Origin of the sequence: Streptomyces sp. P9-A4 (assembly GCF_036634195.1) — a bacterium.
Lineage (GTDB): Bacteria > Actinomycetota > Actinomycetes > Streptomycetales > Streptomycetaceae > Streptomyces.
Genome location: NZ_JAZIFY010000001.1, coordinates 6,094,865 through 6,121,268, shown reverse-complemented (window position 1 = coordinate 6,121,268; position 26,404 = coordinate 6,094,865). Strand labels below are relative to the sequence as shown.

The 26,404-nt window shown below is 73.2% G+C and carries 20 protein-coding genes and 1 pseudogene; 9 read left to right on the top strand and 12 right to left on the bottom strand.

The annotated features are described in order from the left end of the window. Window positions 1-276 precede the first annotated feature (276 nt). The 6 genes from modA (at window position 277) to V4Y03_RS27460 (ending at window position 9,278) form a co-directional block, all read left to right on the top strand. Window positions 277-1,104 (top strand): molybdate ABC transporter substrate-binding protein, encoded by an 828-nt coding sequence (modA, locus tag V4Y03_RS27485; protein WP_332436646.1) that lies wholly within the window; start codon window positions 277-279, stop codon window positions 1,102-1,104. A gap of 182 nt (window positions 1,105-1,286) precedes the next feature. Beyond that, complete coding sequence (locus V4Y03_RS27480; protein WP_332436645.1) at window positions 1,287-3,272, top strand: ABC transporter permease; 1,986 nt, start codon at window positions 1,287-1,289, stop codon at window positions 3,270-3,272. 233 nt (window positions 3,273-3,505) lie between these two features. After that, window positions 3,506-4,705: a serine hydrolase domain-containing protein gene (locus V4Y03_RS27475; RefSeq protein ID WP_332436644.1), complete on the top strand. Its 1,200-nt coding sequence runs from the start codon at window positions 3,506-3,508 to the stop codon at window positions 4,703-4,705. Between the two features lie 217 nt (window positions 4,706-4,922). Further along, window positions 4,923-7,073 (top strand): RNA polymerase recycling motor ATPase HelR, encoded by a 2,151-nt coding sequence (gene helR, locus V4Y03_RS27470; RefSeq protein WP_332436643.1) that lies wholly within the window; start codon window positions 4,923-4,925, stop codon window positions 7,071-7,073. A 228-nt stretch (window positions 7,074-7,301) separates the two neighbouring features. Further along, on the top strand, window positions 7,302-7,607 hold the full coding sequence (locus tag V4Y03_RS27465; protein WP_317876961.1) for a hypothetical protein: 306 nt from the start codon (window positions 7,302-7,304) through the stop codon (window positions 7,605-7,607). Window positions 7,608-7,997: 390 nt separating this feature from the next. Then, a complete protein-coding gene (locus V4Y03_RS27460) occupies window positions 7,998-9,278 on the top strand; it encodes a radical SAM protein (RefSeq protein WP_317876965.1) in 1,281 nt (426 codons plus the stop codon). A 53-nt stretch (window positions 9,279-9,331) separates the two neighbouring features. Here V4Y03_RS27460 and V4Y03_RS27455 read toward each other — a convergent pair. Continuing rightward, window positions 9,332-9,811: pseudogene (locus tag V4Y03_RS27455) on the bottom strand (MFS transporter); the annotation flags it as partial. A 65-nt stretch (window positions 9,812-9,876) separates the two neighbouring features. On the opposite strand from V4Y03_RS27455, the gene V4Y03_RS27450 reads away from it, so the two are divergent. Further along, window positions 9,877-10,119, top strand: a complete 243-nt coding sequence (locus tag V4Y03_RS27450) for a hypothetical protein (RefSeq protein WP_332436642.1) — start codon at window positions 9,877-9,879, stop codon at window positions 10,117-10,119. A 95-nt stretch (window positions 10,120-10,214) separates the two neighbouring features. On the opposite strand, the gene V4Y03_RS27445 is transcribed toward V4Y03_RS27450, so the two are convergent. Next, the gene (locus V4Y03_RS27445; protein ID WP_332436641.1) at window positions 10,215-10,472 is read right to left on the bottom strand and encodes a cold-shock protein; all 258 of its coding nucleotides are present in this window, start codon (window positions 10,470-10,472) and stop codon (window positions 10,215-10,217) included. A 466-nt stretch (window positions 10,473-10,938) separates the two neighbouring features. Here V4Y03_RS27445 and V4Y03_RS27440 point away from each other — a divergent pair, with 466 nt between their 5' ends. Beyond that, window positions 10,939-12,447, top strand: coding sequence for a right-handed parallel beta-helix repeat-containing protein (locus V4Y03_RS27440; protein ID WP_332436639.1), 1,509 nt, complete (start codon window positions 10,939-10,941; stop codon window positions 12,445-12,447). Window positions 12,448-12,610: 163 nt separating this feature from the next. Here V4Y03_RS27440 and V4Y03_RS27435 read toward each other — a convergent pair whose 3' ends face one another. Further along, window positions 12,611-13,624 carry a LysR family transcriptional regulator gene (locus tag V4Y03_RS27435; protein WP_317878126.1) on the bottom strand — a complete coding sequence of 338 codons (1,014 nt, stop codon included), beginning with the start codon at window positions 13,622-13,624 and terminating at the stop codon, window positions 12,611-12,613. A 151-nt stretch (window positions 13,625-13,775) separates the two neighbouring features. Beyond that, a complete protein-coding gene (locus tag V4Y03_RS27430) occupies window positions 13,776-14,324 on the bottom strand; it encodes a carboxymuconolactone decarboxylase family protein (protein WP_063991913.1) in 549 nt (182 codons plus the stop codon). 144 nt (window positions 14,325-14,468) lie between these two features. Between V4Y03_RS27430 and V4Y03_RS27425 the strand changes: the two genes are divergently transcribed. Next, the gene (locus tag V4Y03_RS27425) at window positions 14,469-15,047 is read left to right on the top strand and encodes a TetR/AcrR family transcriptional regulator (protein ID WP_332436638.1); all 579 of its coding nucleotides are present in this window, start codon (window positions 14,469-14,471) and stop codon (window positions 15,045-15,047) included. A gap of 165 nt (window positions 15,048-15,212) precedes the next feature. Here the strand turns inward: V4Y03_RS27425 and V4Y03_RS27420 are convergent, their stop codons facing one another. The 8 genes from V4Y03_RS27420 to V4Y03_RS27385 all read right to left on the bottom strand — a co-directional run bounded on the left by V4Y03_RS27420 (window position 15,213) and on the right by V4Y03_RS27385 (window position 26,378). After that, complete coding sequence (locus V4Y03_RS27420) at window positions 15,213-16,601, bottom strand: M1 family metallopeptidase (RefSeq protein WP_332436637.1); 1,389 nt, start codon at window positions 16,599-16,601, stop codon at window positions 15,213-15,215. Between the two features lie 97 nt (window positions 16,602-16,698). Then, window positions 16,699-18,420 carry an acyl-CoA synthetase gene (locus tag V4Y03_RS27415; RefSeq protein ID WP_332436636.1) on the bottom strand — a complete coding sequence of 574 codons (1,722 nt, stop codon included), beginning with the start codon at window positions 18,418-18,420 and terminating at the stop codon, window positions 16,699-16,701. Further along, complete coding sequence (locus V4Y03_RS27410) at window positions 18,417-21,743, bottom strand: FAD/NAD(P)-binding protein (protein ID WP_332436635.1); 3,327 nt, start codon at window positions 21,741-21,743, stop codon at window positions 18,417-18,419. Before V4Y03_RS27410 ends, V4Y03_RS27415 begins: the two co-directional genes overlap by 4 nt. Beyond that, entirely contained in the window at window positions 21,740-22,213 is a 474-nt protein-coding gene (locus V4Y03_RS27405; RefSeq protein ID WP_317875815.1) for a cobalamin B12-binding domain-containing protein, read from the bottom strand. The genes V4Y03_RS27410 and V4Y03_RS27405 overlap by 4 nt, the downstream gene beginning before the upstream one ends. Before the next feature lie 478 nt (window positions 22,214-22,691). Continuing rightward, on the bottom strand, window positions 22,692-23,117 hold the full coding sequence (locus tag V4Y03_RS27400; protein WP_056555660.1) for a cupin domain-containing protein: 426 nt from the start codon (window positions 23,115-23,117) through the stop codon (window positions 22,692-22,694). Then, complete coding sequence (locus tag V4Y03_RS27395) at window positions 23,110-24,021, bottom strand: sulfurtransferase (RefSeq protein ID WP_332436634.1); 912 nt, start codon at window positions 24,019-24,021, stop codon at window positions 23,110-23,112. Before V4Y03_RS27395 ends, V4Y03_RS27400 begins: the two co-directional genes overlap by 8 nt. 109 nt (window positions 24,022-24,130) lie before the next feature. Further along, entirely contained in the window at window positions 24,131-24,670 is a 540-nt protein-coding gene (locus V4Y03_RS27390) for an HPP family protein (RefSeq protein ID WP_317875817.1), read from the bottom strand. Window positions 24,671-24,827: 157 nt separating this feature from the next. Beyond that, window positions 24,828-26,378 carry a vanadium-dependent haloperoxidase gene (locus tag V4Y03_RS27385; RefSeq protein WP_332436633.1) on the bottom strand — a complete coding sequence of 517 codons (1,551 nt, stop codon included), beginning with the start codon at window positions 26,376-26,378 and terminating at the stop codon, window positions 24,828-24,830. Between the last annotated feature and the right edge of the window lie 26 nt (window positions 26,379-26,404).

Genomic DNA, 26,404 nt, shown 5'->3' with positions numbered 1-26,404 from the left:
GCCCGCATCTCATATTCACGAGGCGAGTACGAGTCCGGACATGGTGGATGCCCGTGCAACCGGGGTGTCACCTTGGTGTGCGCGGGCGACCCGCGACGCCCGCGCCGCCGTTCGTCACTTCCTCCAACCCCTCTCTCATTCGCCATGGAGAGTCGCACGGGTTTGTTGCAGATGAGAGCCAGACCCCCCTACCGTGTCGCATATGCCGTCCGGGGCGGTACCCGAGCAGTGACCGGACAACATCTCCCTCACGTCCCCCAAGGAGTCACCCACCTCATGTCCCTCGCGCTCACCTTCACCAGACGCCGCACCGCCGCCGCCGTCCTCACCACGGCCCTCCTCGTCCCGCTCGCCGCCTGCGGCAACGACTCCGAGAAGGACACCGCGGGCTCCACCGCCCCCGGCTCCCCGCCCTCCGGCTCCGCGAGCGCCGCACCCGCCGCCGACCTGACGGTCCTCGCCGCGGCCTCCCTCACCGATGTCTTCAAGACCGCCGGTGCCGCGTACGAGAAGTCCCACCCCGGCACGAAGATCACCTTCTCCTTCGCCGGTTCCCAGGAGCTCGTCGCCCAGGTCGCCCAGGGGTCGCCCGCCGACGCCCTGGTCACCGCCGACACCAAGAGCATGGACAAGGTGAAGGGCGACACCGGCACCCCGACGGTCATCGCGAAGAACCGGCTCGTCATCGCCACCGGCGAGGGCAACCCGTTCAAGGTCGACGAGCTGAAGGACCTGGCCGACACCAAGCTGAAGGTCGTCCTCGCCGCGCCCGAGGTCCCGGCCGGCAAGTACAGCAAGAAGATCCTCGACGCCCAGAAGATCACGGTGAAGGCGGTCTCCCAGGAGCCCAACGTCCGTGCCGTCCTCAGCAAGGTCGAGCTGGGTGAGGCCGACGCGGGCCTCGTCTACAAGACGGACGCCGAGAGCGCCAAGGACAAGGTCGACGCCGTCGAGATCCCCGACGCGCAGAACGCCATCGCCGAGTACCCCGCCGCCACCGTCAAGGGCTCCGAGCACGCCGAGGCCGCCGCCGCCTTCGTCGCCTGGCTGTCCTCGCCCGAGGCGCAGAAGATCCTCCAGGACGCGGGCTTCCAGAAGCCGTAACGACGGATGACCGGCCGACCCGGCGACCGGCAGGCCGCTTGAGACGCCGCCACCTCCCGTGGCCAGGGGGCTGCCCGTTCCGGGTGGGGGGGACGGGCAGCCCCCTGGCGCCGTTCTCGCCGGACGGCCTGGTTTCCTACCTCGTACAGGACACCGTTCCCCTACGTCTTCCAGGACACGCGATGAAACGATCAGGCGTCCGCCGTACGCCCCGAGCCCGCACGCCCGTCACCCTCGTCGTGCCCGCGCTCCTCGCCGTGGCGTTCCTGACGCTCCCCCTGATCGGCGTCCTCGTACGGACCGAATGGGACGAACTCGCCGACCACCTCACCTCGCCCGGGACCGTCGAGGCGCTCCGTCTCTCGCTGATCGTGTCGTTCTGGGCCCTGGGACTCTCGCTGCTGCTCGGCGTCCCGCTCGCCTGGCTGCTCGCCCGCGTGCACTTCCCCGGCAAGGCGGTCGTGCGTTCCCTCGTCCTGCTGCCGATGGTGCTGCCGCCCACGGTCGGCGGTGTGGCCCTGCTGCTCGCCTTCGGCCGGCGCGGACTGCTGGGGCCGTGGCTTGAGGGCACCTTCGGCATCACCCTGCCGTTCCACACCTCGGGGGCCGTCCTCGCGGCCACCTTCGTCGCGATGCCCTTCCTCGTCATCAGCCTGGAGGGCGCCCTCGGCGGGCTGCGGCCCCGGTACGAGGAGACCGCCGCGTCTCTCGGCGCCCCGCCGGTACGGGTCTTCTTCACCGTCACCCTGCCGATGGTCGCGCCCGGTCTGATCGCGGGCGCGGCCCTCACCTGGGCGCGGGCGCTCGGCGAGTTCGGGGCCACCATCACCTTCGCGGGCAACCTGCCGGGGACCACGCAGACCCTGCCCCTCCAGGTCTATCTGCTGCTCCAGGACGAGCCGGAGGCCGCGACCTCCGTCTCCCTGCTGCTGCTCGCCATCGCGATGGCCGTCCTGATCGCCCTGCGCGGGCGCTGGACGGGGACCCCGGCCGACCGCCGTGCCCGCCGCCCCGCACCGGACACGGGTGACGAACTCGGCCCGGCCGCCCTGCCCGTACCGGTGACGCGGCCCTCGCCCGGCTTCTCTCCTGAAGCGGACAAACCGCAGGAGAAGCAGCCGTACGAGGAACAGCGCTGGGCCCTCCACGCCGACGTCACCGGCTTCACCCGGCTCACCCTCGACGCGGGACCCGGCACCACCATCGCCGTCGTCGGCCCCAACGGCGCGGGCAAGACCACCCTCCTGCGCGCCCTCCTCGGGCTCACCCCCCGCGCCCACGCCAGGCTCCGGCTCGGCGACACCGACGTCACCGACCTGCCCCCGCACCGGCGGCACGTCGCCTGGGTGCCCCAGGACGGCGCGCTCTTCCCGCACATGAGCGCCCTCGCGAACACCGCGTACGGGCTGCGCGCCCAGGGCGTCCCGCGTGCGGAGGCCCGACGGGAGGCGGGCACCTGGCTCGACCGGCTCGGCGTGGGCCATCTGGCGCACCGCCGGCCCGCGCAGCTCTCCGGCGGCCAGGCCCAACGCGTCGCCCTCGCGCGGGCGCTGGCCGCGCGGCCCCGGCTGCTCGTCCTCGACGAGCCGCTCGCCGCGCTCGACCAGACGACCCGGGCGCATGTACGGCACACCCTGCGCACCCATCTCGCCGGTTTCGGCGGGGTCTGCCTCATCGTCACCCACGACCCGGTCGAGGCCGTGTCCCTGGCGCAGCGCGTCCTGGTGCTCGACGAGGGGCGCGCCCTCCAGGACGACTCGCCCACCGAGGTGACCCGGCACCCCCGGTCGCCCTGGGTCGCCCGGATGCTCGGGCGCAACGCCTGGCCGGGAACGGCGACCCCGGAGGGCCTCTCCCTCGACGGGGGCGGGACGCTCGTCGCCGCCGAACCGCCGGCGGCGGGCACCCCGGCCCTGGCGATCGTCGCGCCCGAGGCGGTGTCGCTGCACCGGGAGCGGCCCGGCGGCAGCCCCCGTAACGTCTGGCCCGGCACCGTACGGGAGATCACGACGAGCGGCAGCAGGCTGCGGGTGCTGGTCGCCTCGGACCTGGCGCCCGATCTCGTCGCCGAGATCACCCCGCAGGCGGCGGCCGAACTCGGTCTCGCCGACGGGGTGTCCGTGTGGACCAGCGTGAAGGCGACCGAGGCGACGATCGTTCCGCTGTGACCGCGTGAACGACCCCGGCGTCGTACGGAGACCGCGCGAAGGGCCGGGGCGCTCGGGCGCCGGTGCGGAGGGTGGCGCCGAATGAGTGGACTCGCCGGGGAGCGGCCCGGGCAGGGGGTCTTCGTCGCGGGGTGCCGGTGGTGATGTTGCGGTCCGTGACCGTGACAGTGACCCGGAAGAGGCGCTCCGCCGTGCGACGTACCCGACGTACCCGACGTACCCCCTCTCGCAGATTGTTCGCCGCGACGCTGCTCGTGGCGTCGGTGCTGGCCCCGATGACGGCGGGCCCCGCCGTACCCGCGCAGGCCGTGCCCGCCCACCCCGTCCATGCCGTGACCGGCGAGGGCTACGGCGAGGACGACCTCTCCTCCGGCGGGTTCGGCCCGGAGCTGACCGCCCGTCTGGACCGGACGATCGAGGACGTCCGCAGGAAGGCGGGCATCCCCGGTGTCGTCGTCGGGCTGTGGATGCCCGGCAAGGGAAGGTACGTGCGCGCCACCGGCGTCGCCGACACCCGTACCGGGCAGCCGATGCGCGTCGACACCCGTATCCGGATCGGCAGCGAGACCAAGACGTTCACGGTGACCGCGCTGCTCGAGCTCGTGGACGAAGGGAGGATCCGGCTGGACGACCCGATCTCGGACTACATCCGGGGCGTCCCCAACGGGGACAACATCACACTGCGCCATCTCGCGGAGATGCGCAGCGGGTTGTTCCCCTACACCGCCGACCCCGACTTCGTCCACGATCTGCTGAGCCGGCCGGAGCGCCCGTTCAACCCGTGGGAGGCGGTCTCCTACGGGTACCGGCACGCGAACACCTTCGCTCCGGGCGCGAAGTTCCAGTACTCCAACAGCAATCTGGTGCTGCTCGGACTGGTCGTCGAGAAGGTCGGCGGCCGGCCGCTCGGCGCATTCCTCCACGAGCGGGTGGTCCGCCCGGCCGGGCTGCGGCACACGTTCCTCCCGAAGGGCGCCGAGTTCCCCGAGCCGCACGCGCACGGGTACACCGACCAGACGCTGAGCGGCGAGGTCGCTGACGCCACGGACTGGAACCCCAGTTGGGCCTGGGCGGCCGGCGGGATGATCTCGGACCTGCGCGACCTGCGCCGCTGGGCCAAGGTCCTCGCCACCGGGGAGCTGCTGAGTCCCGCGGTCCAGGCGCAGCGGCTCAAGACGCTGCCGACCGGTTTCCCGGGCACCAGCTACGGCCTCGGGATCCTTGAGACGAACGGGTGGATCGGGCACAACGGCTCGATCCCGGGGTACGAGACCGTGACGGTCTATCTGCCCTCGCAGAAGGCCACCCTGGTCGTCATGATCAACACGGACAGCCTCAGCGAGGGCCAGGAGCCGTCGACGCTGCTCGCCCGCGCGATCACCTCGGTCGTCACCCCGAAGAACGTCTATGCCGGCGGGATCACCCCGCGCTAGGCGGTCGGAGCCGGGCTCACGACCTCGCGACGAGGATCGGGGCAAGGGGGAAACCCTTCTCTCGCCACTTCTAACGTATAGCGCATGGGGGGCCTTGCGGCAAGGCCCCCTTCGTACCGCAGAATCGCTGGTCTCAGCCCGGCCGGGCCCCTCCCGGCCCGGCCGCCGGCCTTGCCTGCAGATACGGGAGATTCACGAAGTGCATCTGATTTCGTCGGTGGACACGTCGTACGGCACCAGTGCGTTCGACCTTCCCGACCGGTTGTCCTCCAAGGCCGATCCGGCCCTGATCGCCCGCGACGAGAAGCACTTCGCGGCCGTCGAGGAGAGCCTCCGTCAGGCGATCGACGAACTGTCCGACCGGCTCGACGCCACGCGCAGGGCGCCCGGCGGCGCCGGCCGGGAGGCAATGGACCGGGACGCGGAGATCCACCGCCTCACCGGCCGCCTGCGCACCCTGCGCCGCTTCGGTCTCGATCTGTGCCTCGGGCACATCGTCGCCGCGGACGACCCCGAGCCCGTGTACATCGGACGCCTCGGGCTCACGGACAGCACCGGCCGCCGGCTGCTGCTCGACTGGCGCTCGCCCGCCGCCGAGCCCTTCTTCGCCGCGACCCACGCCGGCCCGATGGGGCTCGCCAGCCGCCGCAGGTACCGCTGGGCCGACGGCCGCGTCAACGACTACTGGGACGAGGTGTTCACCGCCGACGGCCTCGAAGGGCACGCGGCGCTCGACGACCAGTCCGCGTTCATCGCCGGCCTGGGCGCCAGCCGTTCGCCCCGCATGCGGGACGTGCTCGGCACCATCCAGGCCGACCAGGACGCCATCATCCGGGCCGGCTCGCGCGGCACTCTCGTCGTCGACGGCGGTCCCGGTACGGGCAAGACGGTGGTCGCCCTGCACCGCTCGGCCCACCTCCTCTACTCGGACCCCCGGCTCGGGCACCGCAAGGGCGGCGTGCTGTTCGTCGGACCCCACCAGCCCTATCTGGCGTACGTCGCCGACGTGCTGCCCAGCCTCGGCGAGGAGGGCGTGCAGACCTGCACCGTGCGGGACCTCGTCGCCGAGGGGGCCCGCGCGGCGGCCGAGACCGACCCCGAGGTGGCCCGGCTGAAGTCGTCCGCGGACATGGTCCGGGCGATCGAGACGGCCGTCCGTTTCTACGAGGAGCCGCCCGCCCGGGGGATGACGGTGTCGACCGACTGGGCCGACATCCGGCTGAGCGCGGACGACTGGGCCGAGGCCTTCGACGCGCCGGAGTCCGGTACGCCGCACAACGAGGCGCGCGAGCAGATCTGGGAGGAACTGGCCACGATCCTGCTGGCCAAGGTCGACGGCGAGATCCCCTTCCACCTGTTCCTGCGGTCCCTGCGGCAGGACGAGGAACTGGTCAGGGAGGTGCACGGGGCGTGGCCGCTGCTGGAGGCCGCCGACCTGGTCGGGGACCTGTGGTCGGTGCCCGCGTATCTCCGCAGGTGCGCCCCCTGGCTCGACCGCGAGGAGGTGGCGCTGCTCCGGCGCACGGACGCGCGGGCGTGGACGGTGTCGGACCTGCCCCTCCTCGACGCGGCGCGGCAGCGGCTCGGCGATCCCGAGGCGGCCGTACGCCGGAGGCGGCAGCAGGCCGCCCTCGCGGCGGAGCGGGCCCGCATGGCCGATGTCATCGACAACGTCCTCGCGGCCGACGAGGACGGCGAGGGCGCGGTGACGATGCTGCGCGGGCAGGACCTGAAGGACAGTCTGGTCGACGAGTCGGCGGTCGCCGGGGCCGAACCGGACCTGCTCGCGGGCCCGTTCGCGCACGTGGTCGTCGACGAGGCGCAGGAGCTGACGGACGCGGAGTGGCAGATGCTGCTCCTGCGCTGCCCGTCCCGCAGCTTCACCATCGTCGGTGACCGCGCCCAGACGCGGCACGGTTTCACCGAGTCGTGGCAGGAGCGGCTCGAAAGGGTCGGGCTCGACCGGATCACCGTGGCGTCCCTGAGCATCAACTACCGGACGCCGGAGGAGGTCATGGCGGAGGCCGAGCCGGCCATCCGGGCGGCGCTCCCGGACGCGAACGTGCCGACGTCCGTGCGCAGCGGCGGCGTCCCGGTCGTCCACGGTTCGGTCGCGGAGCGCGACGGCATCCTCGACGACTGGCTGGCCGCGCACGCGGACGGGATCGCCTGTGTCATCGGTGACCCCGGCTTCCGGGGGTCGGCGCGGGTCCGCTCGCTGACGCCTTCGTTGTCGAAGGGCCTGGAGTTCGACCTGGTCGTGCTCGTCGACCCGGAGCGGTTCGGTGAGGGCATCGAGGGCGCGGTCGACCGCTATGTCGCGATGACCAGGGCGACCCGGCAGCTCGTCGTCCTCAGGAGCGCGTGAGGGCTCCGGGGTCTGGCGCCGTGGGGCGAACCGGGCCCGTGCGTGGGCGCGCCACGGCGGTTCCTGCGATCAGATGACGTATCGATAGGTTCCATGACTCCTACATGCGAGCCCGTGCCCACCTCCGTTCCCCGTGACCCACGTGACCTCCGGGACGCACGTGACGCTCGTGACGCTCGTGACACGGTCGTTCCCGGTGGGGAGTGCCCCGAGGTCGCGTCGCTGGTCATGCCGTATCTGCGGATCATCCGTTCCGTGCTGCCGGCCGCCGAGGCGGAACGGTTCTTCATGCGGGCGCTCGCCGCGCACGAGGAGGAACGTCGACGTGCCGGAGCACCTCAGCTGGGGTTCAGCGCGTACCTCTGGGACGGTCTCGGCGGGACGTGGGGCGGGTCGCTGGCGCAGACCTCCGCGTGGGAGGCGATGCAGGCGATCCGCCATGTCGTCCGCAAGGCCCCCCGTGCCGACCTCGCCGCCTATCTGCACCTCGGACTGCGGCTGAGCGGCGAGACCCAGGTGCCCGTGGGCGCCTGACGGCGGACGGCCGGCCGTCGGCGCCAGACCGGTCGCCGGACGGCCGACCCCGCTCCCGGGAACCTTCCGCCTCTCCTCCCCGCATCCCGCCCGCCCTGGTCGATCCTCCAGCGCGTCCGCCCGCCGGGCGGCGATCTTCCGGGTTCCGAACCAGTCGTCCGGCCCGCCCCCACCGGGACGGCGGGGCCCTGGAGATCGCGGCGACCCGCACCCTCGCCCAGCTGTCCCGGTTCGGGCGGGCGTACGTCGTGCTGGGGCGCGCGGGGCCCGGACGTCGCTCCGGGCGGACCCGCGCGTAGCGTGAGGTCGTAGGCTCCGTCGTCTCTCATCACTGGAGATCCGCCTGTGTCCAGCGCCGCCCCGACCCGTACCGCCGTCGTCGAGTCCCTCATGCAACGCTTCCCCGGAATCCCTCCGGAGGCCGTGTTCAAGGAGGACCTGCTGCGCGGCGGGCTCGCCTTCGACCCGTCCGCGCTGAGCGGCAACGAGGGGGGCGAGGTGAAGCCGAAGTCGTACTTCATCTTCTCCTTCGACCACCGCACGCTGCCGGAGCTCGGGGAGGCGGCGCTGAACCGTCCGCCGGAGGAGATCGTGCTGACCGGCGGTCCGTACGGGCTGCGGCGCACGGTGGTGTCGGTGCGGGTCAACCCCTCGTCCCCGTATCGGGTGGCGCCGGACGGCGACGGCGCGCTCGCGCTCTTCCTCGACGGGGTGAGGATCGCGGACGTCGGTCTGCCGCCGATGCCGGAGTACTACCGGCACCCGCTGGCGAACGGCAAGTCCGTGATGGAGGTCGCGCCGACCATCCAGTGGGGGTACCTCATCTACCTCACGGTCTTCCGGGTCTGCCAGTACTTCGGTGCCAAGGAGGAGTGCCAGTACTGCGACATCAACCACAACTGGCGCCAGCACAAGGCGGCGGGCCGCCCGTACACCGGGGTGAAGCCGGTGGACGAGGTCCTGGAGGCGCTGGAGATCATCGACCGCCACGACACCGCCCGTACCTCAACCGCGTACACCCTGACCGGTGGGGCGGTCACCTCCAAGGTCGGCGGGAAGGACGAGGCCGACTTCTACGGGCAGTACGCGCGCGCGATCGAGGAGCGTTTCCCCGGCCGCTGGATCGGCAAGGTCGTCGCCCAGGCCCTGCCGAAGGAGGACGTGCAGCGCTTCCACGACTACGGCATCCGGATCTACCACCCCAACTACGAGGTGTGGGACCGGCGGCTGTTCGAGCTGTACTGCCCCGGCAAGGAGCGTTACATCGGCCGGGACGAGTGGCACCGCCGGATCCTGGACTCGGCGGAGGTCTTCGGGCCGCGCAACGTCATCCCGAACTTCGTCGCGGGTGTCGAGATGGCGCGCCCGTCCGGCTTCCTGACGGTGGACGAGGCCATCGCCTCCACCCGGGAGGGCCTGCGGTTCTTCATGTCGCGCGGGATCACGCCCCGGTTCACCACCTGGTGTCCGGAGCCGACGACGCCGCTGGGCCGGGAGAACCCGGACGGCGCCCCGCTCGAATACCACCTGGGTCTCCTTGAGGCGTACACGGCGACGCTGGAGGAGTACGGGCTGACCGCCCCGCCCGGGTACGGGCCCGCGGGTCCCGGCCGGGCGGTGTTCTCGGTCAGCTCGTTCATGGACGCGCTGCCGCCCGCTCCGGGCGAGTGAGACGAAGGAGAGCCGGTGCCCCGCGGGGCACCGGCTCTCCTTCGTGTACGGGGTCAGGCGGCGAGTTCCGCCTCGTGCTCCGCCTCGGCGGTGGCGGCCGGCTTGGCGTCCCGCATCACCAGGGTGGCGAGGACCGCCGCCGCGAGGACGCCGATCGCGCTGATGGTGAAGGTGGTCGTCATCGAGGAGGTGAAGGCCTCCCGGGCGGCGGCGATCAGACCGGGGTCGCCCTGGGCGGCGGCCAGCGCGCCGCCGATCGACTGCTTGGCCTGCTCGGGGGCGCCGGCCGGCATCTCGGCGGAGAAGGTGCTCGTGAGGAGCGAGCCGAGGATGGCGATGCCGAGCGCCGTACCGGCCTGCTGGATGGTGTCGTTCAGGGCCGAGCCGACGCCCGCCTTCTCCTCGGGGATGGCGCTCATCAGGGCGCCGACGGCGGCCGGCATCGCGAGGCCGGCGCCGAGGCCGAGGAGGCCGAGGGCGATGGCCGGGACGGTGAAGCCGGACTCCGCGTCGACCGTGGTCAGCACCCCGAACGCGGCGGCCAGGCTTCCCCGAGCCGAGCCGCGCGATCGACACCGTCCTGTCGTACGTCATCGGCATGAGCACCACGGAGGCCGCCTGGCTCACCACGGTCGCCCGCTCCGGGGACTCGGAGGCGGATTTCATCGCGCGGCTGATGCCCGCCGCACAGCAGGCGGCGGCCGGCCACGACCACCTCGCCGAGGCCTACACGGAGGCCGCCGCCCAGGTGACGGTGGACCCGGTCGCCATCAGGGACGAGAAGTTCGCCTACGGCCTGGAAGTGGTCCTGGACGGGCTGGAGATGCGACTGCGGGGGTGAGGGGACGGGGGCCTCTCAGGAGGGGCCTCTCAGGGGGCACCCCGAGGCCCCCGCAGCCCACGCGGCCCCCGAGGAGACCGAGGAGGCCGTCCGGGTCAGACGCGCAGTTCCCTCGCCTCGAAGCGACCGTCACCCAGGACCAGCACGAAGGAGACCTGCTGCCCCTCGGAGAGACCGCGCTCCCCGCCCTCGATGTCCTCGGCCCTGAAATAGACCTGCTCCTCGGAGCCCACGGGGACGACGAATCCGTAGCCGCCGGCGCGGTTGAAGGAATGCACGAACCCTATGCTTCTGCCCTCCACGGCGGCCTCCTCGTCGTCACCGGCGACGCGGCCGAGGGGAAGGGGGCCCATGCTCGGCCGCATCCGCGTCTCAGAGGAGATGTACCCCGCCGGCCCGCGGTTCGCCCGTCGTGGGGGCGCCCCGGGTCACGTACCGGACACTCCCCACCGTCTCGTACAATGTTCAACAGAGGCCTGGTGCCGGAGATCCCCCGTGTCCGGCACCAGGCCTCGTCGACTTCTCCCCCGGCGGCCTCAGACCGCCCGGCCGCCCGGATACGCGATCCTCGCCGCGATCCGCGCGATGCGCCGCGCCGGCTCCTCGCCAGGCGCTGCGCCCCTTCGATGAGGCCCCCGAGATGCCGACGGGGTACGCCGGGATGATCGGGCCTCGCGAGACCCCTCCCGAAATCCCTCATGAGTCGACCAATCAACCGCTCCCTGACCGAAATTCGATCAATCGACACTTGTGCATTGACTCGATCATCGGACCCACCTAGCTTCTGGCGGCACCAGACCACGAGAAAGGTGTCGCTACATGACCATGGAGGCATCCCCGCGGCGCAGAGCGGCCGTCGGCGGGCTCGTCGCCGTCGCGCTCGCCCTCTCCGGCGGCGTCGCCCTCACCGCCGCGCCCGCCTCGGCCGCCGGGAGCACCACGTACGTGGACTGCTCGCGCCCGGCCCCGGGCGACGGCGGCCAGGCCGCGCCGTTCAACAGCGTCGCCCAGGCCAACGGCAGGACGTACGCGGCCGGTGACACGCTCGCCTTCGCGGCCGGCACCACCTGCACCGGCTCCCTCGCCCCCAAGGGCAGCGGCACCGCCACCGCGCCCATCACGCTCACCGGCTACGGCACCGGGGCGCTGCCCGTGCTCGACGGCGGCGGCGCCCAGGACGTGGTCTCGCTGACCAACCAGGACCACTGGCGGATCACCGGCCTCAAGCTCACCAACCCCGCCGCGACGCTCGCGCGGCGCGCCGGGCTGCGGATCTCCGCCACCGACGGGACGGCGCACCGGGGCTTCGACATCGGCTCCCTCGTCATCGACCGGGTCGCCGGGCAGACCAGCAAGAACAGCCCGACCACCGAGGACTTCGTCCAGTCCGCGGGCGTCGTCACGGGCGCGAGCGGCACCGGCTCGACGCTCCACGACGTCCACGTCCATGACAACCAGGTGAGCAACACCGGCGGGGGCGGCCTCAAGATCCGCGTCGGCGCGATGGCCGTCAAGGGCTCCGGGGTCCTCATCGAGAACAACGTGATCAAGGACGTCGGCGGCGACGGCATCATCGCCAGCTACGCCGACGCGCCGATGATCCAGTACAACAACGCCTCCGGAGTCGGCAACGGCGTCTACCCGTTCTCCGGGGGCAACTTCGCCGGCATCTGGGTGCTGGGCGACCGCGACCCGACCATCCAGAAGAACGCGGTGTACGGGATCACCCGGATGTCCGTGGCCGACAGCCAGGCGTTCGACTGCGACTGGGGCAACACCGGCACCTGCACCATCCAGTACAACTACAGCCGCGACAACATCGGCGGCTTCTTCCTCGACTGCGACGGGTGCGGCACCATCGGCGGCGCCCAGCAGGTCATCCGCTACAACATCTCCGAGAACGACTGCCGGATGAGCAGCGTCAGCGCGGGCCGGTCTGCGCTGCACCTGTACAACAACGTCTTCTACTGCACGGACAGGAAGTTCAGCATCACACTGCCCGACGAGAGCGTCGTCGAGAACAACATCTGGGTGGGCACCACCGACTCCCGGCTGCCCACCGGAGCGGGGATCTCCTGGCTCTGGAACGTCTTCCAGGGGGTGCCGAGGCCGACCGCCAACGGCATCGTCGGCGACCCGGGGTTCGTGAACCCCGGCAGCGGCGGCGACACGATCCGGTCGGTGGACGGCTACAGGCTGCGCGCCACCTCGCCCGCCCTCGGCAACGGCTCGGTGATCAGCGGCAACGGCGGCCGTGACTACTGGGGGAACCCGGTCTCGTCGACGTCCAAGCCGCACCGGGGCGCGTACAACGGGCCGGGGTTGTAGACCGGCACCACTGCCCGGCCCGGCCCGGCCCGGCCCGGCTCGGCTCGGCTCGGCTCGGCACAAGGAGGTGCCACGGCGCGCCGTCGCTCCCGTAAGCACCCGGTCGGGGGTGGGGCCGGGGGGAGACGGCGGTGCGCCGTGGCACCGGTCTTGGGGGTGCGGGTTACGAGGCGATGCTCGGGTCCGGGCCGAGGGCGGCGGCCTCTCCTCCGAGGACGTCGGCGGCGCTCGCGGGGCCGGGCTCGTCGGGGCGGACCACGCAGGAGAGGGCGGTGGCCTGGCGGAGGGTCTCCGTCAGGTTCTGCCAGTCGAGCGCGGGCCGGGTGTCGGGGCGGCCGTGGACGAGGGAGGCGTTCCAGCGCATCCGGGGCACGCCCGGCAGCGGGCGCAGTCCCCCCGCCTCCTGGTGGGAGGCGGCGAGGGCCATGGGGAGCATGGCGCAGCCCAGGCCGGACTGGGTGGCGGCGCGCACGCCGGCCATGGAGCCGAGCTCGTGGATCTCGGGAGGGCTGTCGCAGCGCAGGCGGAGGAACTCGGGCAGCCAGCGCTGCGAGGGACAGTCGGGGTCGGCGATGACGACCTGGCGGCCGAGGTTGCCGCGTCGTTGTCCGACGCTCGTGACGGGTACGAACTCGACTTCCTGGAGGCGTACTTCGGTGAGTTCGTCGGGGCGTTCGGTGTGCAGCTGGTCGGCTAAGAGGGCGGCCGGGTCGTCGGCGTCGACCACGGTGAGGACAAGAGCCCCGTCGATCGCTCCGGACCGGAAGGCGTCGTGGACCTCGGCGGTCCCCATCACGCGCAGGGCGAGCTGGACGCCGGAGAGCAGCCGCCGCCCGAGTTGGGTGACCCGGGCGAGCTGCTGCCCGTACGCCAGGGCGGGGACGATCCCGACGGTCAGCCTGGGCGGGTTGGCCGCGGGCCGGCGCAGGGCGGTCTCCATCTCGCTGACGAGGGTGAGGATCTGGCGTGCGTAGTCACGCAGGACGGTTCCGGAGTGGGTGAGCCGGACACCGTTGGGAAGCCGCTCGAAGACGGGTTCGCCCACCTGCCTCTCCAGGGCACGCATCTGTGCCGTGACGCTGGACTGCGAGTACCCGAGGCGTCGCGCCGCCTGGGTGAACGACCCGGTCAGGGTCACCTCACGGAAGGTCCGAAGGGTTCTTGCGTCGATGTCCACGTGAATTCCCCCCTGCCGCGCAGGCGGCAGTTCCTCGCACCAGGCGGTTGGTCGGCCACCCGCTTCGATCGCCCCAGTCGGTCTGTCTCACAACCGCCGCAGGGGTGCCGGACGCGTTCGCGCCCGGCACCCCTGCTCGGCCGCGAAAACTCTACTCGGCGAGGTGGGCCGGGACCAACGGAAAGTCCAAGTCCGGCTGCGCAACGTGATTGAAGAAGTTCGACAGCACGTTCAGCGCGACGTGGCCGACGATCTCCGCGATCTCGGCGTCGGTCACGCCGGCGGCGCGGGCGTCGGTGAGGGACTCGTCGGTGACACGGCCTCCGGTGGCCATGACGGCGCCGGCGAAGCGGAGCACCTGGTCCATGTGCGGGTCGCCCGCGTCGGTGCCGCGGCGGGTGTCGAGCAGTTCCTGCTCGCTCAGGCCGACCTTGCCGCCGCGCAGGGTGTGCGCGGAGACGCAGTACGTGCAGTCGTTGCGCTGCGCGATGTAGAGCGCGAGCTGCTCACGCTGCCGGGCGCTGAAGCTGCCGCCGACCAGGGCCTCGCGCATGGCGAGGTAGCCGCGGAGCGCGGAGGGGCCGTTGGCGAGGGCGGCGTAGAGGTTGGGCAGCTTGCCGAGCTGCTTGAGGGTGCCTTCGAGCAGCTCGCGCTGCTCCTCGTTGGCGGTCTCGACGGTCAGTTGGGGCAGGCGGGGCATGGAGCTCTCCTTGAGCCGGACCAAGATGGAACTGATCGGTACCATCCAGACGGTACTGACCGGTTCCGTCTGGCGCAACGGGAGGCGGCCACTCCGCCTTTCGCATCGGAATCCCCTATACGGCACCGAGTGGTACCGTCTGGCATGGCCACGAACGCGAAAGAACGGCTCCTCAGCGCGGCGGAGCGTCTGTTCTACGAAGAGGGGATCCGGGCCGTGGGCATCGAGCGGATCCTGTCCGAATCCGGAGTCGGCCGCGCCTCCTTCTACCGCCACTTCCCCAGCAAGGACGACGTGGTCGTCGAGGTGCTGCGGCGGCGCGACGACATGTGGCGCGCCTGGCTCGACGGCCGGATCGCGGTCAGCGAGCGCTCACCCGAGGAACTTCCGCTCGCGCTCTTCGACGGCCTCGCGGAGCGCTTCTCGGCGGCGTCGTTCCGGGGCTGCGCGTTCATCAACACGATGGTGGAGACGGCCGATCCGGACAGCCCGGCGCACCACGTGGCCGCCGAGCACAAGGAGAAGGTCATCGCCGTCCTCGACCGTCTCCTCACCGAGGGCGGCTACCGCGACCACGAGGTCCTGGCCCGCCAGCTCGCACTGCTGGGGGACGGGGCCATCGTGACGGCGGTGCGCGAGGGCACGGCGGAGGCTGCGGTACGTGCCCGGGGCGTGGCGGAGGTCCTGCTGCGCACGGCGGAGCGGGAGCGGGCCGGGAGGTGAGGGGCGCGCCTCCACGGGACGTGGGGGCGCGGCCCGAGCGGTCGCGGGGCTCCGGTCTCGGTGGCCGTGGGGCTCCGGTCTCGGTGGCCGTGGGGCTCCGGTCTCGGTGGTCGTGTGGTCGTGGGGTCGCGGGGCTCCGGCTTCAGTGGTCGCGGCGCTCCGGTCTCAGTGGATCCTGTGCTCGGTCCAGAACGGCCCGAGGTCCTTGCCTGTCGCCGCCTGCGCCGCGCGCTTGAAGTCCTCGGTGGTGGCGACGCCCAGCCAGTGGTCCCGTACGTAGCCGCGCAGCATCGCCGCCGTCGCCGGGCCGCCCAGGACGCGTTCCAGGTCGTGGAGGGCGCAGGCGCCCCGCCCGTAGACGACCCGGACGTACTCCGAGCGGTGGCCGTCGGCGTAGTAGCCCATGGGCCGGGTGAGGGCCGCCGCTTCGCTGGGCCACTCGCCCTGGTCCTCCCAGCAGGTGGCGGTGGGTTCGCGGTAGTACACCTGGTTGGCGTACTGGGCGAAGGACTCGTCCAGCCACGGCGAAGCGAACTGGTCGTTGCCGACGATGCCGTAGAACCACTGGTGGGCGATCTCGTGCACGACGGCGGAACCCTCCGGCTCGGTCCACAGCAGGACGAGGCCCGGGAACTCCATGCTGCCGAACTCGTCGAGATTGTCGCTCATGACGAGGTCCAGCTCGCCGTACGGGTAGCGCCCGAACCGCTCGCCGAACGCGTCGACCGAGCCGACGGCGGCCCGCAGGTCGGTCGCGACGCCCTCCGGGGCCGTGGCGGCCGTCCAGTACGCGTTCAGCCGGATGCCGCCGGGCGTGGTCACCGTCCGCGTCCGGAAGGGGCCCGCCGCCCACGCGAAGTCCCGCACCCCGCGCGCGACGCTGGTGGTGACCGTACGGCCGGGCGCACCGGCCCGCCGGGTGGTGGTGCCCGTCGCGGGGACCTTGAGCGCGGCGGGGTGGTCGAGGACGACCCGGAAGTCACCGGCCAGGGTGAAGAAGCTCTCGCCGAAGCCGACGTCCGGGTCGAGGTGCGCGCCCTGCGCGTCACGGACGGACAGCAGGGGCAGCGCGTTGCCGAGGTAGCGGTGCGCCCCGTCCCTGCCGAACCGGTGCACGCGGTCGGGGACGGTGATCGACACGTCGAAGGAGACGCTGGTGCGCGCCCCGTAGGGCAGCGGCGCGGGCAGGTCGATCCGCAGCGCGGTGCAGCCGACCGTGAGCGGTCGCGGGGTGCCTCCGACGACCCCGCCGACCCGGACCGGGGACGGGCTCCCGGGGGTGCCGCAGCCGTCGGTGCCGTTCCCCCACAGCCGTAGGTCGACCGAACTCAGGGGCGTACGAGCGGCGTTGCGGAAGGACACCGTCTGACGGCCGGTCCAGTGCGAGCCGTCGCCGTCGGCGCGCAGGGCCACCTCGTACGAGGGCCGGTCCGGCGTCGCCGCCCGCACCGGGGCGGGGCCCGAGGGGTCCTGCGCGGCGGCGGCCCGGGGGACGAGCAGGAGGAGGGCCGCGAGGGCGAGCGAGGCGGCCCGCCGGTGTCTGAGCGAGGTCATGGCAGGCACGGTAGAGCGCCCGAGCGCCCGGACGGGAGCCTTCCGACCTAAGTAGGCCGTGAAGAAAGGGAGTTGATACCGAGGGGGGATCAGGCTGTCAGGGCTTCGGGGCGAGTTCCCCCCGGCGCACCTTTCCCGAGCGGGTACGCGGGAGGCGGGCGATCACCTCGACCCCGCGCGGGACGAAGACCGGCGCGAGCCGTTCGGCGGCGAGCGTCAGGAGTTCGGCCGCGATGCGTCCGTGCCCGGCCGTGGACGGCTCCCCCTGCCGCAGCTCCACGACCGCGTACGGGGCGAGGCCGCCGTCCGGGTCGGGGCGCGGCACCACCGCCGCGTCGGCCACCTCCGGGTGGGTGCGCAGCACGGCCTCGATCTCCGTGGGGGAGACCCGGTGGCCGTGGGACTTGAACACCTCGTCCATCCGGCCGAGCAGCCGGATCGAGCCGTCCGCGCACCGCTCGCCCCGGTCCCCCGTGCGGTAGAGGCCGTCGGCGAAGGCCTCCGCCGTGCGTTCGGGGAGGCCGGCGTAGCCGCGCATGAGGCCGGGCGGGCGTTCCTTCAGGTCCACGCAGACCTCGCCGCTGTCGCCCGTCTCCCCGGTCTCCGGGTCACGCAGCACGATCCGGTACCCGGGGAGCGGGTGGCCGAGCGGGGCGATCGGCTCGGAGGGGCCGGGGGCGCGGCCGATGAGCGCGGTCGCCTCCGTCTGGCCGTAGCCGTCCCGGACCCGTACGCCCCACGCGGTCTCGATCCGTGCGACCGTCTCGGCCGTCAGGGGTTCCCCGGCGGCCGTCGCCTCCCGCAGCCGGGGGGCTCCGGCGCCCCCGGTCACGTACGGGAGCAGGGAGCGCCAGGCGCTCGGGGGCGCGCAGAAGCTGGTGACGCCGTGCTCGGCGAGGGCCCGTGGCAGGGCGGACGACGGGAGCCCGCCGTCCGGCGGCGCGAGGATGGTGGCCTCCGCCGCCCATGGCACGAAGAAGCTGGACCAGGAGTGCTTGGCCCAGCCGGGCGCGGAGAGGTTGAGATGCCGGTCGCCGGGGCCCAGGCCGCTCCAGTACAGGCTGGAGAGGTGGCCGACGCCGTAGCCGGCGTGGCTGTGCTCGACGAGCTTGGGCAGCGAGGTCGTCCCGGAGGTGAAGTAGCAGAACGACGGGTCGGCGGAGCGGGTGGGCCCGTCCGGGACGAAGCGGGGACGGCCGGTGGCGCGGGTGTCGGGGTACGGGAGCCAGCCGGCCCTGCCGGTGCCGGGCGCCGCCGCCATCCGGATGCCCGGCACCGGCAACTCGTCAAGCAGGCCGCTGAGTTCGGGTGCGGCGATCAGATGGCGGACGGCTCCCCTGGTGATCCGGTCGGCGGCTTCGGACCGGGTGAGGTCCTGGTAGCCGGGGACGACGACGGCCCCGAGCTTGATGCAGCCGAGCAGGGTCTCCCACAGCTCGGTGCGGGTGCCGAGGAGGATCAGGACGCGGTCGCCGCGTACGACTCCGTGATCGCGCAGGGCGACCGCCAACGCGTCGGAGCGGGCTGCGAGTTCGGCGAAGGAGACCCGGTCGACGACCGGGACGGCACCGTCCTCCCCCGCGTGCCCGAGGAGTTCGAGCGCAGGCCGGTCGTTGCCCTCCGCGATGACGTCGAACCAGTCCAGGGCCCAGTTGAAGTGCTCGGCGCGCGGCCACCGGAAGGCGGCGTCGGCCGCCTCGCGGTCGCCGCGCAGCCGCAGCAGGAGGTCCCGGGCGGCCCGGTACTCCTCGTGTGCGGCGGTGCGTGGGGTGCCGCGCGCGCCGTCGTCGCGCGGCCCCGGCGTACGAGCGTCACTCACCGCGCACCCCCGGCCGGCACGGCATCGGCCCGCGCACCCCCGGTCCTCGCGGCACCGTACGCCGTACCGCCGGATCCCGCACCGCCCGCCCCCGCACCACCGAGCAGCGCCTCCGCGATGGCGTCCGCGTCGCGGGTGAAGGAGCCCCAGGGGCCCGGCCGCCCGCTGCCCACCTGGGTGAACCACCGGGTGTGCTCGCTGGGAATGCCGAGCACATGCGTGCTGGTGTCCACCGAGCCGTCGGCCCGCACCGGGTGGAACGGCGCGTCGGTGCAGTCGAGCCCTCCGGTGGCGAACTCTCCCGCGCCTTCCGCCGCGTTGGTGAACGTACGGATCTCCCCGTCCACCATCAGACAGCGGATCAGCGGGTCCCGGTCCGCCACCAGGTCGGTAGTCGGCACCCGGGCGTCCACGACGACGTCCAGCGGCACCCAGGAGTTCTCCACCTGTGTCGACTCGACGGCGAACCGCCCCTCGACGGGATCGGTCGTGAACCGGGCGCCGGGGCCGACCGGTTCGAGGACCCCGGCCGCGAGCAGCGCGAGGAACTGCTCCGAGCGCTCCTGCGGCGGCCCGGTCGAGACCATCGCCGCGACGGGTCCGAACTCGGCGAGGAACCAGCGGTGCGAGTCGGGGTTCAGCCCGCCGAAGTCGACGACGGTGCGGATCGTCTGCCGCACGTCCCGCAGGACGTCGGCGGCGGCCTTCAGGGGGCCGTCGGCGTTGCCCTGGCGCGCCTCGAAGAGGTCGGCCCGCAGCCATTCGGTGAGCACCTTGTGGTACTCGGCCGGGGAGCCGAAGCGGCGGCCGGCGAACGGGCGGGCGAGCGCGTCGAGTCCGCTCAGCGGGCGGGCGTCGATCCGGTACCCGGAGGCGAGCCGTTCGAGGATCCGGGGGTCGGGCCGGTCGCGGAGCGCCTGGGCGGCCCGCTCGGTGAACTCCTCGGCGGCGCCGGGTCCGTGGACCTGGCGGACGCGGGTCGCGAGGAGGACGAGGTTGACCTCGGCGAGCAGCCAGGGCAGCACGGCCGACTCGAAGTCGAGCGGCGCCGCCTCCGCGCGCAGCTCCGCCATCCTTTCGGCGGTGAACAGCCGTGCCTGGTAACGGTGTTCGGGTCCCTTCTGGTTGGCGCCCCGGGTGAGCAGGGGCACTCCCCCGCGCGATCCCGCCAGGATGCGGGGCTCCTTGCCGCTGGGCAGGTAGAGCAGGCCGTCGCAGCCCTCGGTGAAGGTGCCGCCGCGGCCGAGGGTCAGCTCGGTGAGGACGTCGTAGAAGGTGAGCCCCATCCCGAGGATGCCCACGCTCGCGCCCGCCGGGATCGCGGCGAGCGGCATCTCGGTCGCGGAGCCGCCGACGATGTGCCGGACCGGCCGGGCGGGGGTGCTGTGCGTCCGGGCGAACCGCGTCCACGCGCGCTGGTCGGCGTCGGGCTCGACGATCGGGTGGCCGGTGGCGAGGACCACCCGGTCGACCGTGAGCACGTCACCGCGGTCGAGTCTCAGGCGGTGCGGGGAGCCGTCCGGGCCTCCCGGAGTCCCCGTACCCGCCGAACCTCCCGCGCGCTCCGCGCAGATCACCCGGGCGGGGACGCGGTGGACGGTGAGCGAGGGCGGCAGGGTCTCCTCGATCCGCCCCATGACGTACGTCAGGTAGCGGCCGTACACGGCCCGGGGCGCGTACCCCTCGGGGTCGGCGCCCGCCGGGTCGTCCTGCGCCCACCAGGCACCGAGCGTGGGTCCGGCGCCGGGCCGGTGGGGCCCGTCGTCGGCGGGCCCGGAGAACATGGTGACCTCCTGGGCCGGGGTGTTCATCAGGAACCAGGGCGACTGGTCCGTACGCCAGATCCGTCCGGCCCCCGCCTCGTACGGATCCACCGCGAAGACCTCCACCGGCCGGCCGGGGGGCCCGTCGGCGCAGCGGGCCGCGAGCCGTTCCAGTACGGAGAGGCCGCGCGGGCCCATGCCGACGAACGCGATCCGCAGCGGGTCCGCCGACGGCGCCGGGGCCGCGCGGGGCGCCGGCTCGGGCGGCGGGTTCGTCCCGGCCGCCAGGTCGTGTTCCCTGGCGACCCTGCCGAGCATGCCGGAGAGCTGACGTGAGGTCATCGGAATGGTCCTCCTGCTGGTGGTGAGCAGTGGCAGCGCGCCGAGGTCCGTCCAGTGCAGGCGCCCGTCCGGTGCGACGGTGGACCTGACGGCGCCCCGGTTGTCGGGGTGCAGGCAGAACGGCACGTCGAGCAGACCCCGGTCGAAGGCCTTGAGGAGGGCGACGCCCAGATCGTCGGAGAGCGCGAGGACGGCGGTGATCATGGCCCGCGCCTCGGCGAGCGTCTCCTCCGTGTCGGCCTCGGCGGTCCTGCCCGGGTTCGGGCCGCGCCGGGGCACGGAGCGGGCGGCGTCGGCGGCGATCCGCAGGGCGGTCAGGTTCTCGGCGACGGTCGGGATGCGGTGCGCCTCGGTCTCGGTCTTCACGATGAGACGCTGCGCCCCGCCGCGTACGGCCAGTTCGGCGCTGCGGCGCAGCAGCAGCCGGGCCCCCGGCACGGTCCTCGGGTAGACGCCCATGTACGTGTAGAGCACGATGTGCCGGTCCACGGACGGCGGCAGGAACTCGTCGGCGAGCAGCCGCAGCGCGGTGAGCGCGCCGGTGTCCTGGGCGGGATGGGTCTGCTGGGCGTAACTCAGGGAGACGCTGGTGGCCCCGTTGGCCGCGAAGAACAGGCACTCCAGGACCGAGACGGCGACGAGCAGCGACGGCGGGCAGAGCTGGCCGAGGAGGCAGCCGCCGAAGGATTCGAGATGGGCCCGGCGGCCGTGCGCGCGGCTCTCCTCCGCGAGGAACTGGACGGAGTCCCGCCAGGCGGCGACGGATTCGGCGAGCGGGGTGCGCCCGTAGGGCAGGCAGTACGAGACGGGGCCGCCCTCGGAGGCGGAGAGCCCGGCGGCGGCCATGGTGCGGAAGATGGCCATGGGGTCGGCGGAACCGTGCCGGACCTGGACGGGCGTGGCGCGTCCGGCCGCGGCGGCGACCCGCGCGGTGGTCTTCGGGCCGTGGCTGACCAGCGGGAACCCGTTGAGGGGCTGCCCGGTGCGCAGGGCCGAGGTGGCGGCGGCGTGGTCGCCGACGCGGGTGTAGCTGTCGATGGTGAGGGTGGCGACGGTCCGTTCCGGCAGTGCGGCGACGGCGGCGACTCCGGCGGCCATGTCCTCGGGCCCGACCATGCCCATCCTGGGCTGGACGACGAGTTCGCCGGCCTCTGCCGACGCCCGGACGAAGGCGCCGAGGTCGCCGGGGGCGAGCGAGGGCGAGGCGGAGGTCGTCAAGCCGCGGCCCGCCCGGTACACGCGCCGCCGAGTCCGGCGAGCCGGCCCAGCAGTGCCGTGGGCGGGGTCCCGTCGGCGTACACCTCGTCGTATCCGGCTTCGAGGAGTTCGGCGGTACGGGTGGCGGCGCCCTCCGGGGAGATGCCGAGGAGTCCGCCGATGACCATGGGCACGGAGCGGGTCTTGCGGTCGGCGCGCAGGGCGCGGGCGGCGCGCAGCCCGTCCTGGTGCCCGTGGCCGTTGACGGAGGAGAGGACGACGAGGTCGGGGCTGGTCATCCGGGCGGTGTCGACGAGCAGCTGCTCGGGGACGCAGGGGCCCAGGTTGAGCACGGAGTGCCCGTGCTCCTCCAGGAAGAGCTGGAGGTGGACGAGGTTCCAGGTGTGGGCGTCGGAGGAACCGGTGGTGAGCAGGACCCGACGGGAGGGCTCGGGACTGCGCAGGGGCTGAGGCCGTGCGGACGGGGTCATGGCGTCTCTCTCCGAAAGGGGTGCGGGGCGGGTACGGACGGGTGTGCGGGAGCGCCCGTACGGGACGGGTCGGGGTGGGGGGAGGGGTCGTGCGGGGGTGCCGCCGAGCGGGTACGCCGGACCGTCGCCGGACCGTCGCCGAACGGGGCGAGGGCGGGCGGTCGGTCGAGCTGTCGGCGTATGGGGTGCGGGGCCGGGTCGTGCGTGGTGCGTGGTGCGACGTGCGTGGTGCGGACGGTCGCCGTACGTGGTGCGGGCGGTCGCCGTGCGTGGGGCAGGGCGGTCGGTGTACGGAGGCGGGGCAGGGTCGTACGGGTGCGGGGCGGATGTCGTACGCAGCGCGGGCCGGATGTCGTACGGGGTGCCTGCGGGTGTCGTACGGGGCTCCGCCCGGCCCACCGGACAGCGCGGCGGTGGGCGTGCGCCGAGGCCGCCGGACCCGCGTAGGGGTCCGGTGGCCTCGGGTCCTCCTGAGAGGTCAGGCGCCGCCGGTCCCGGCACCGACGCCGGTGGTGATCTCACCGGCCTCGGGGGTGCGGGAGGCGGCCGGCCGGGCGCGGACGGCGAGGACGGTGCAGCCCTCGGCGCTGGACATCTGGTGCCGGGTGCCGGGCTCCTCGACGACGAGGTCACCGCGGTGGAAGCGGCGCCCGTCGCTGTGGTCGAGGGTGCCGTCGAGGACGAGCATCAGCTCGTGCCCCAGGTGCTCGTGGAAGTCACCGTGGGCGCCGGGCGGGAAGCGGAGGAGCAGGGACGCGGAGTCCTCGTCCTCGGCCGGGTCGGGGCCCCAGAGCACGACGTACTCGACGCCGACGCGGCCGGGTTCGGTCCACGGCACCCACGGCAGGTCGGTCTGGTCGAAGCCGTCGCGGAGCACGTTGCGGAAGACGGTGACGTCAGGCACGGGCGGAGACCTCCGATGCGGCGTCGCGCTGGGCGACGATGGACGGGATGCCGTCGGGACCCCAGGGCCTGGGCCCGTTGACGATGGGGGCGCCGATCAGGGAGCCGAACTCGCGCCAGGCACCGTCGTAGTTGCGGATGTCGGCGAGGCCGAGGAGTTCGCTCAGCACGAACCAGCTGTGGGCGGAGCGCCAGCCGACCCGGCAGTAGACGACCGTGGGGGCGTCGGTGCGCACGTCGGCGTAGACGGCGGCCAGTTCCTCGTCGTCACGGAAGGTGCCGTCGGCGCGGACGGCGCTGTGCCAGGGGATGTGCTCGGCGGAGAGGGCGTGGCCGCAGCGCACACCGAGGTCCTCGGGAACGCCGGGCGGGGTGTTGCTCTGCCCGAGGTACTCCTCCAGGGAGCGTACGTCGAGGAGTTGGTGGCGCCCGATGTGGTCGAGCATGTCCTCGCGGCGAGCGCGGACCGTCTCGTCGACGGCCGGTACGGGGTACGCGACGGGCTCGCGTTCCGGGACGTCCTGGGTGAGGGCGGCGCCGAGCGCCTCCCAGCGGAGCCGGCCGCCGTCGAGCAGCCGCAGTTCCCGGTGGCCGTACAGACGGAACTGCCAGAACGCGGCGGCGGCCCACCAGTTGTTGTTGCCGCTGAGGAAGACGACGGTGTGGTCGGCGGATATGCCGTGCCTGCCGAGGAGTTCGGCGAAGGCCTCGGGGCCGATGACGTCCCGGCGCACCGGGTCCTGGAGGTCCCCGGTCCAGTCCAGGCGGACGGAGCCGGGAATCCGGCCCAGCAGGCTGCCGCCTTCGGTGATCTCGACGAGGACCGTGTTCTCGTCCCCGGCCGCGGGGTTCCGCAGCTGTTCCATGATCTGCTCGCAGCTGACGAGCAGTCTGTCTCGGTTCACGGGAGCTCCGTTGAGGGTCGGTACGCGGAGGTACGCGGAGGTACGGGCGGACGGACGGGGGATGCGGCGGGACGCCGGGGCGGGCGGGTTCACCACCGGCGGGCCGGGGTCACCACCAGTACGTCGGGTACTTGCCGATCACGCCGAGGCGGGAGGCGACCAGGCCCACGAGGACCAGCAGGGCGCTGCCGACGGCGAGCAGGAGAAGGAAGCGCAGGGGCGCGGGGTCCTGGAGGACGGCGAGCACCGCCGTGGCGGCGGCGGGCGCGTGGACGGCCCGGAGCAGCAGCATCAGGCCGACGCTGAGGCCGGCGGCGACGGCGGCCACCCAGAGGGAGTGGCCGAACAGGGCGACGGCCACGAGACCGAGGACGCCGGAGCCGATCTGGCCGAGCAGCACGCCCCGGGGCTGGGCCGGGGGCAGTGCGGGGGTGCTGCAGATGATCATGGCGGTGGCGGCCAGCGGGGCGATCATCAGCAGATGGCCGGTGGCCTCGCCGAGCGCCACCAGGATGACCAACGACACGACGGTCGCGAGGGTGCCGAGTACGGCGGGCCGGGCGCCGGGGAAGGGCGGGGCGCCGCCCGCCCAGCGGCTGCGGGCCGGTGGGGCCGCCGCTCCCGCTGAGGTCTGGGTCTGATTGCTCACGGTGTTCTCTCCTTGGGGGGCGGGCGGAAGGGGCGGGGCGGCGAGGGCGGTGCGGGGGCCGTACGGGAGGGGCCGTGCGGAGGGCGGCCGTGCCCGGCCGGAGCCCGCGGGAGCTGACCCCGCGGGCTCCGGCCGGGTCGCCGGGCCGACGGGCGCGTCAGCGGTGGGCGCCGCCGAAGTAGCTCATGGCCCGCCGGTACACGACCGTGCCGATCCGGTGGCCCATCTCGATGCCGGGCTCGTTGTCGAAGCTCCAGTGCATGCCGCCGTAGACCCGGGAGATGCCGGCCTCCTGGGCGGCCTCGCTGAAGGTGGACCAGTGCAGGACCACGTCGGTGCGCGGGGTGAGGCCGGGCTCGACGGTGGAGGCGCCCGCCTTGAAGCGGTACGAGTCTCCGAAGGAGTCCGAGCCGGTGAAGCGGCGCAGGAACTCGGCGGCGGCGCCGGAGAAGGTGCTGTGCCCGGAGACCGTGGCCGGGAACGGCGGAACGGCCACGTACGCCTGCCAGTCGACGCCGTCCATGGTGACGGTGCCCTGGCCGGGGCCGCCCCAGGACCGGATCTGACGGCCGCGCTGGTCGTACGGGATCAGGGTGGAGGGGCGCGCGAAGTCGTACTGGGCCTTGACGGCCCAGGAGCCGATGGCGGCGTCGCACTCGGCCATGTTGAGGCCGAAGAAGATCTGGGCGTCCTCGTCGACACCGTAGCCGTCGCGGGCGGAGACGTAACGGCCCCACATCTGCTGGGCGCCGGGCGGGGTCACGTCGTCGTTGAGCCAGAACTCGGCGATGGCCTTCTGCTCGTCCGTCAGATTGGCGCTGATGTCGAGGAGTTCCTCGATGGCGGCGGTCATCCGGACCGAGGGATACGCGGGCGGGGCGGCGATCGTGAACTGGTCGGGGCTGCTCAGCGCGAAGGGCTGCATCACCGCGAACTGCGGGGTGAGGTAGCGCTGCGTCTTGCCGTTCACTATCAGCGGCGTCCAGTGGGCCGGCTCCGCGACCGTCGACGGGTCGAAGGCCCCGGCGACCTGCGGGGTGTTGCGCGCCTGGTAGCCGGTGGTGTCGGAGTACGCGGGGGTGCCGAGCTGGTTGGCGCCGTCGGCGTGCCGGTAGTCGAGGACGGCCTGCGCGGTGCGGCGGCCGATCCAGGCGGGGCTGTTGCGTCGCGGGGCGGTCAGCTCGGGGTCGTAGCCGAGGCCGCGCAGCATGCCGTCGATGGCGACCTTGTACTCGGGGTACAGGTCGAGCATCGCGAGGTGGGCCGCGTAGCTGATGGCCTCGTTCTTGTTGTCGAGGGTGCGCTCGGAGCGGGGCCGGCGCAGGGCGCCGCCGAAGCGGGTGCCGACGGCACAGTGGTCGTAACACGCCCAGGCGTCGTAGATGGCGTTGTGGATGATCGCGAGGGCGCGGGCGTTCACGGTGGCGGGGCCGAAGCGGTTCCCCGCGGCCTGGTAGCGGCCGAGGATCGCGTCCATCGCAGCCTGGTTCCAGCGGATCACGACGCTGGGGTCGGCGACGGCACCGGGGGCACGGCGCCCGGTGCGGGTCTCCGCCTCGAAGCTGGTGGGGACGCCCCAGGCGACGGAGCCGGGCAGGGCGAGCACCCCGGCCGCGGCGGCGGTCGTGGTGAGCACCCGGCGCCGGGTGAGCGGTGTGCGGGCCGCGGCGGTCGTGGACGGAGCAGGGGCGGCGGGTCGGTGGGACATCCGTGGATTCCTTCACATGGTGCCGG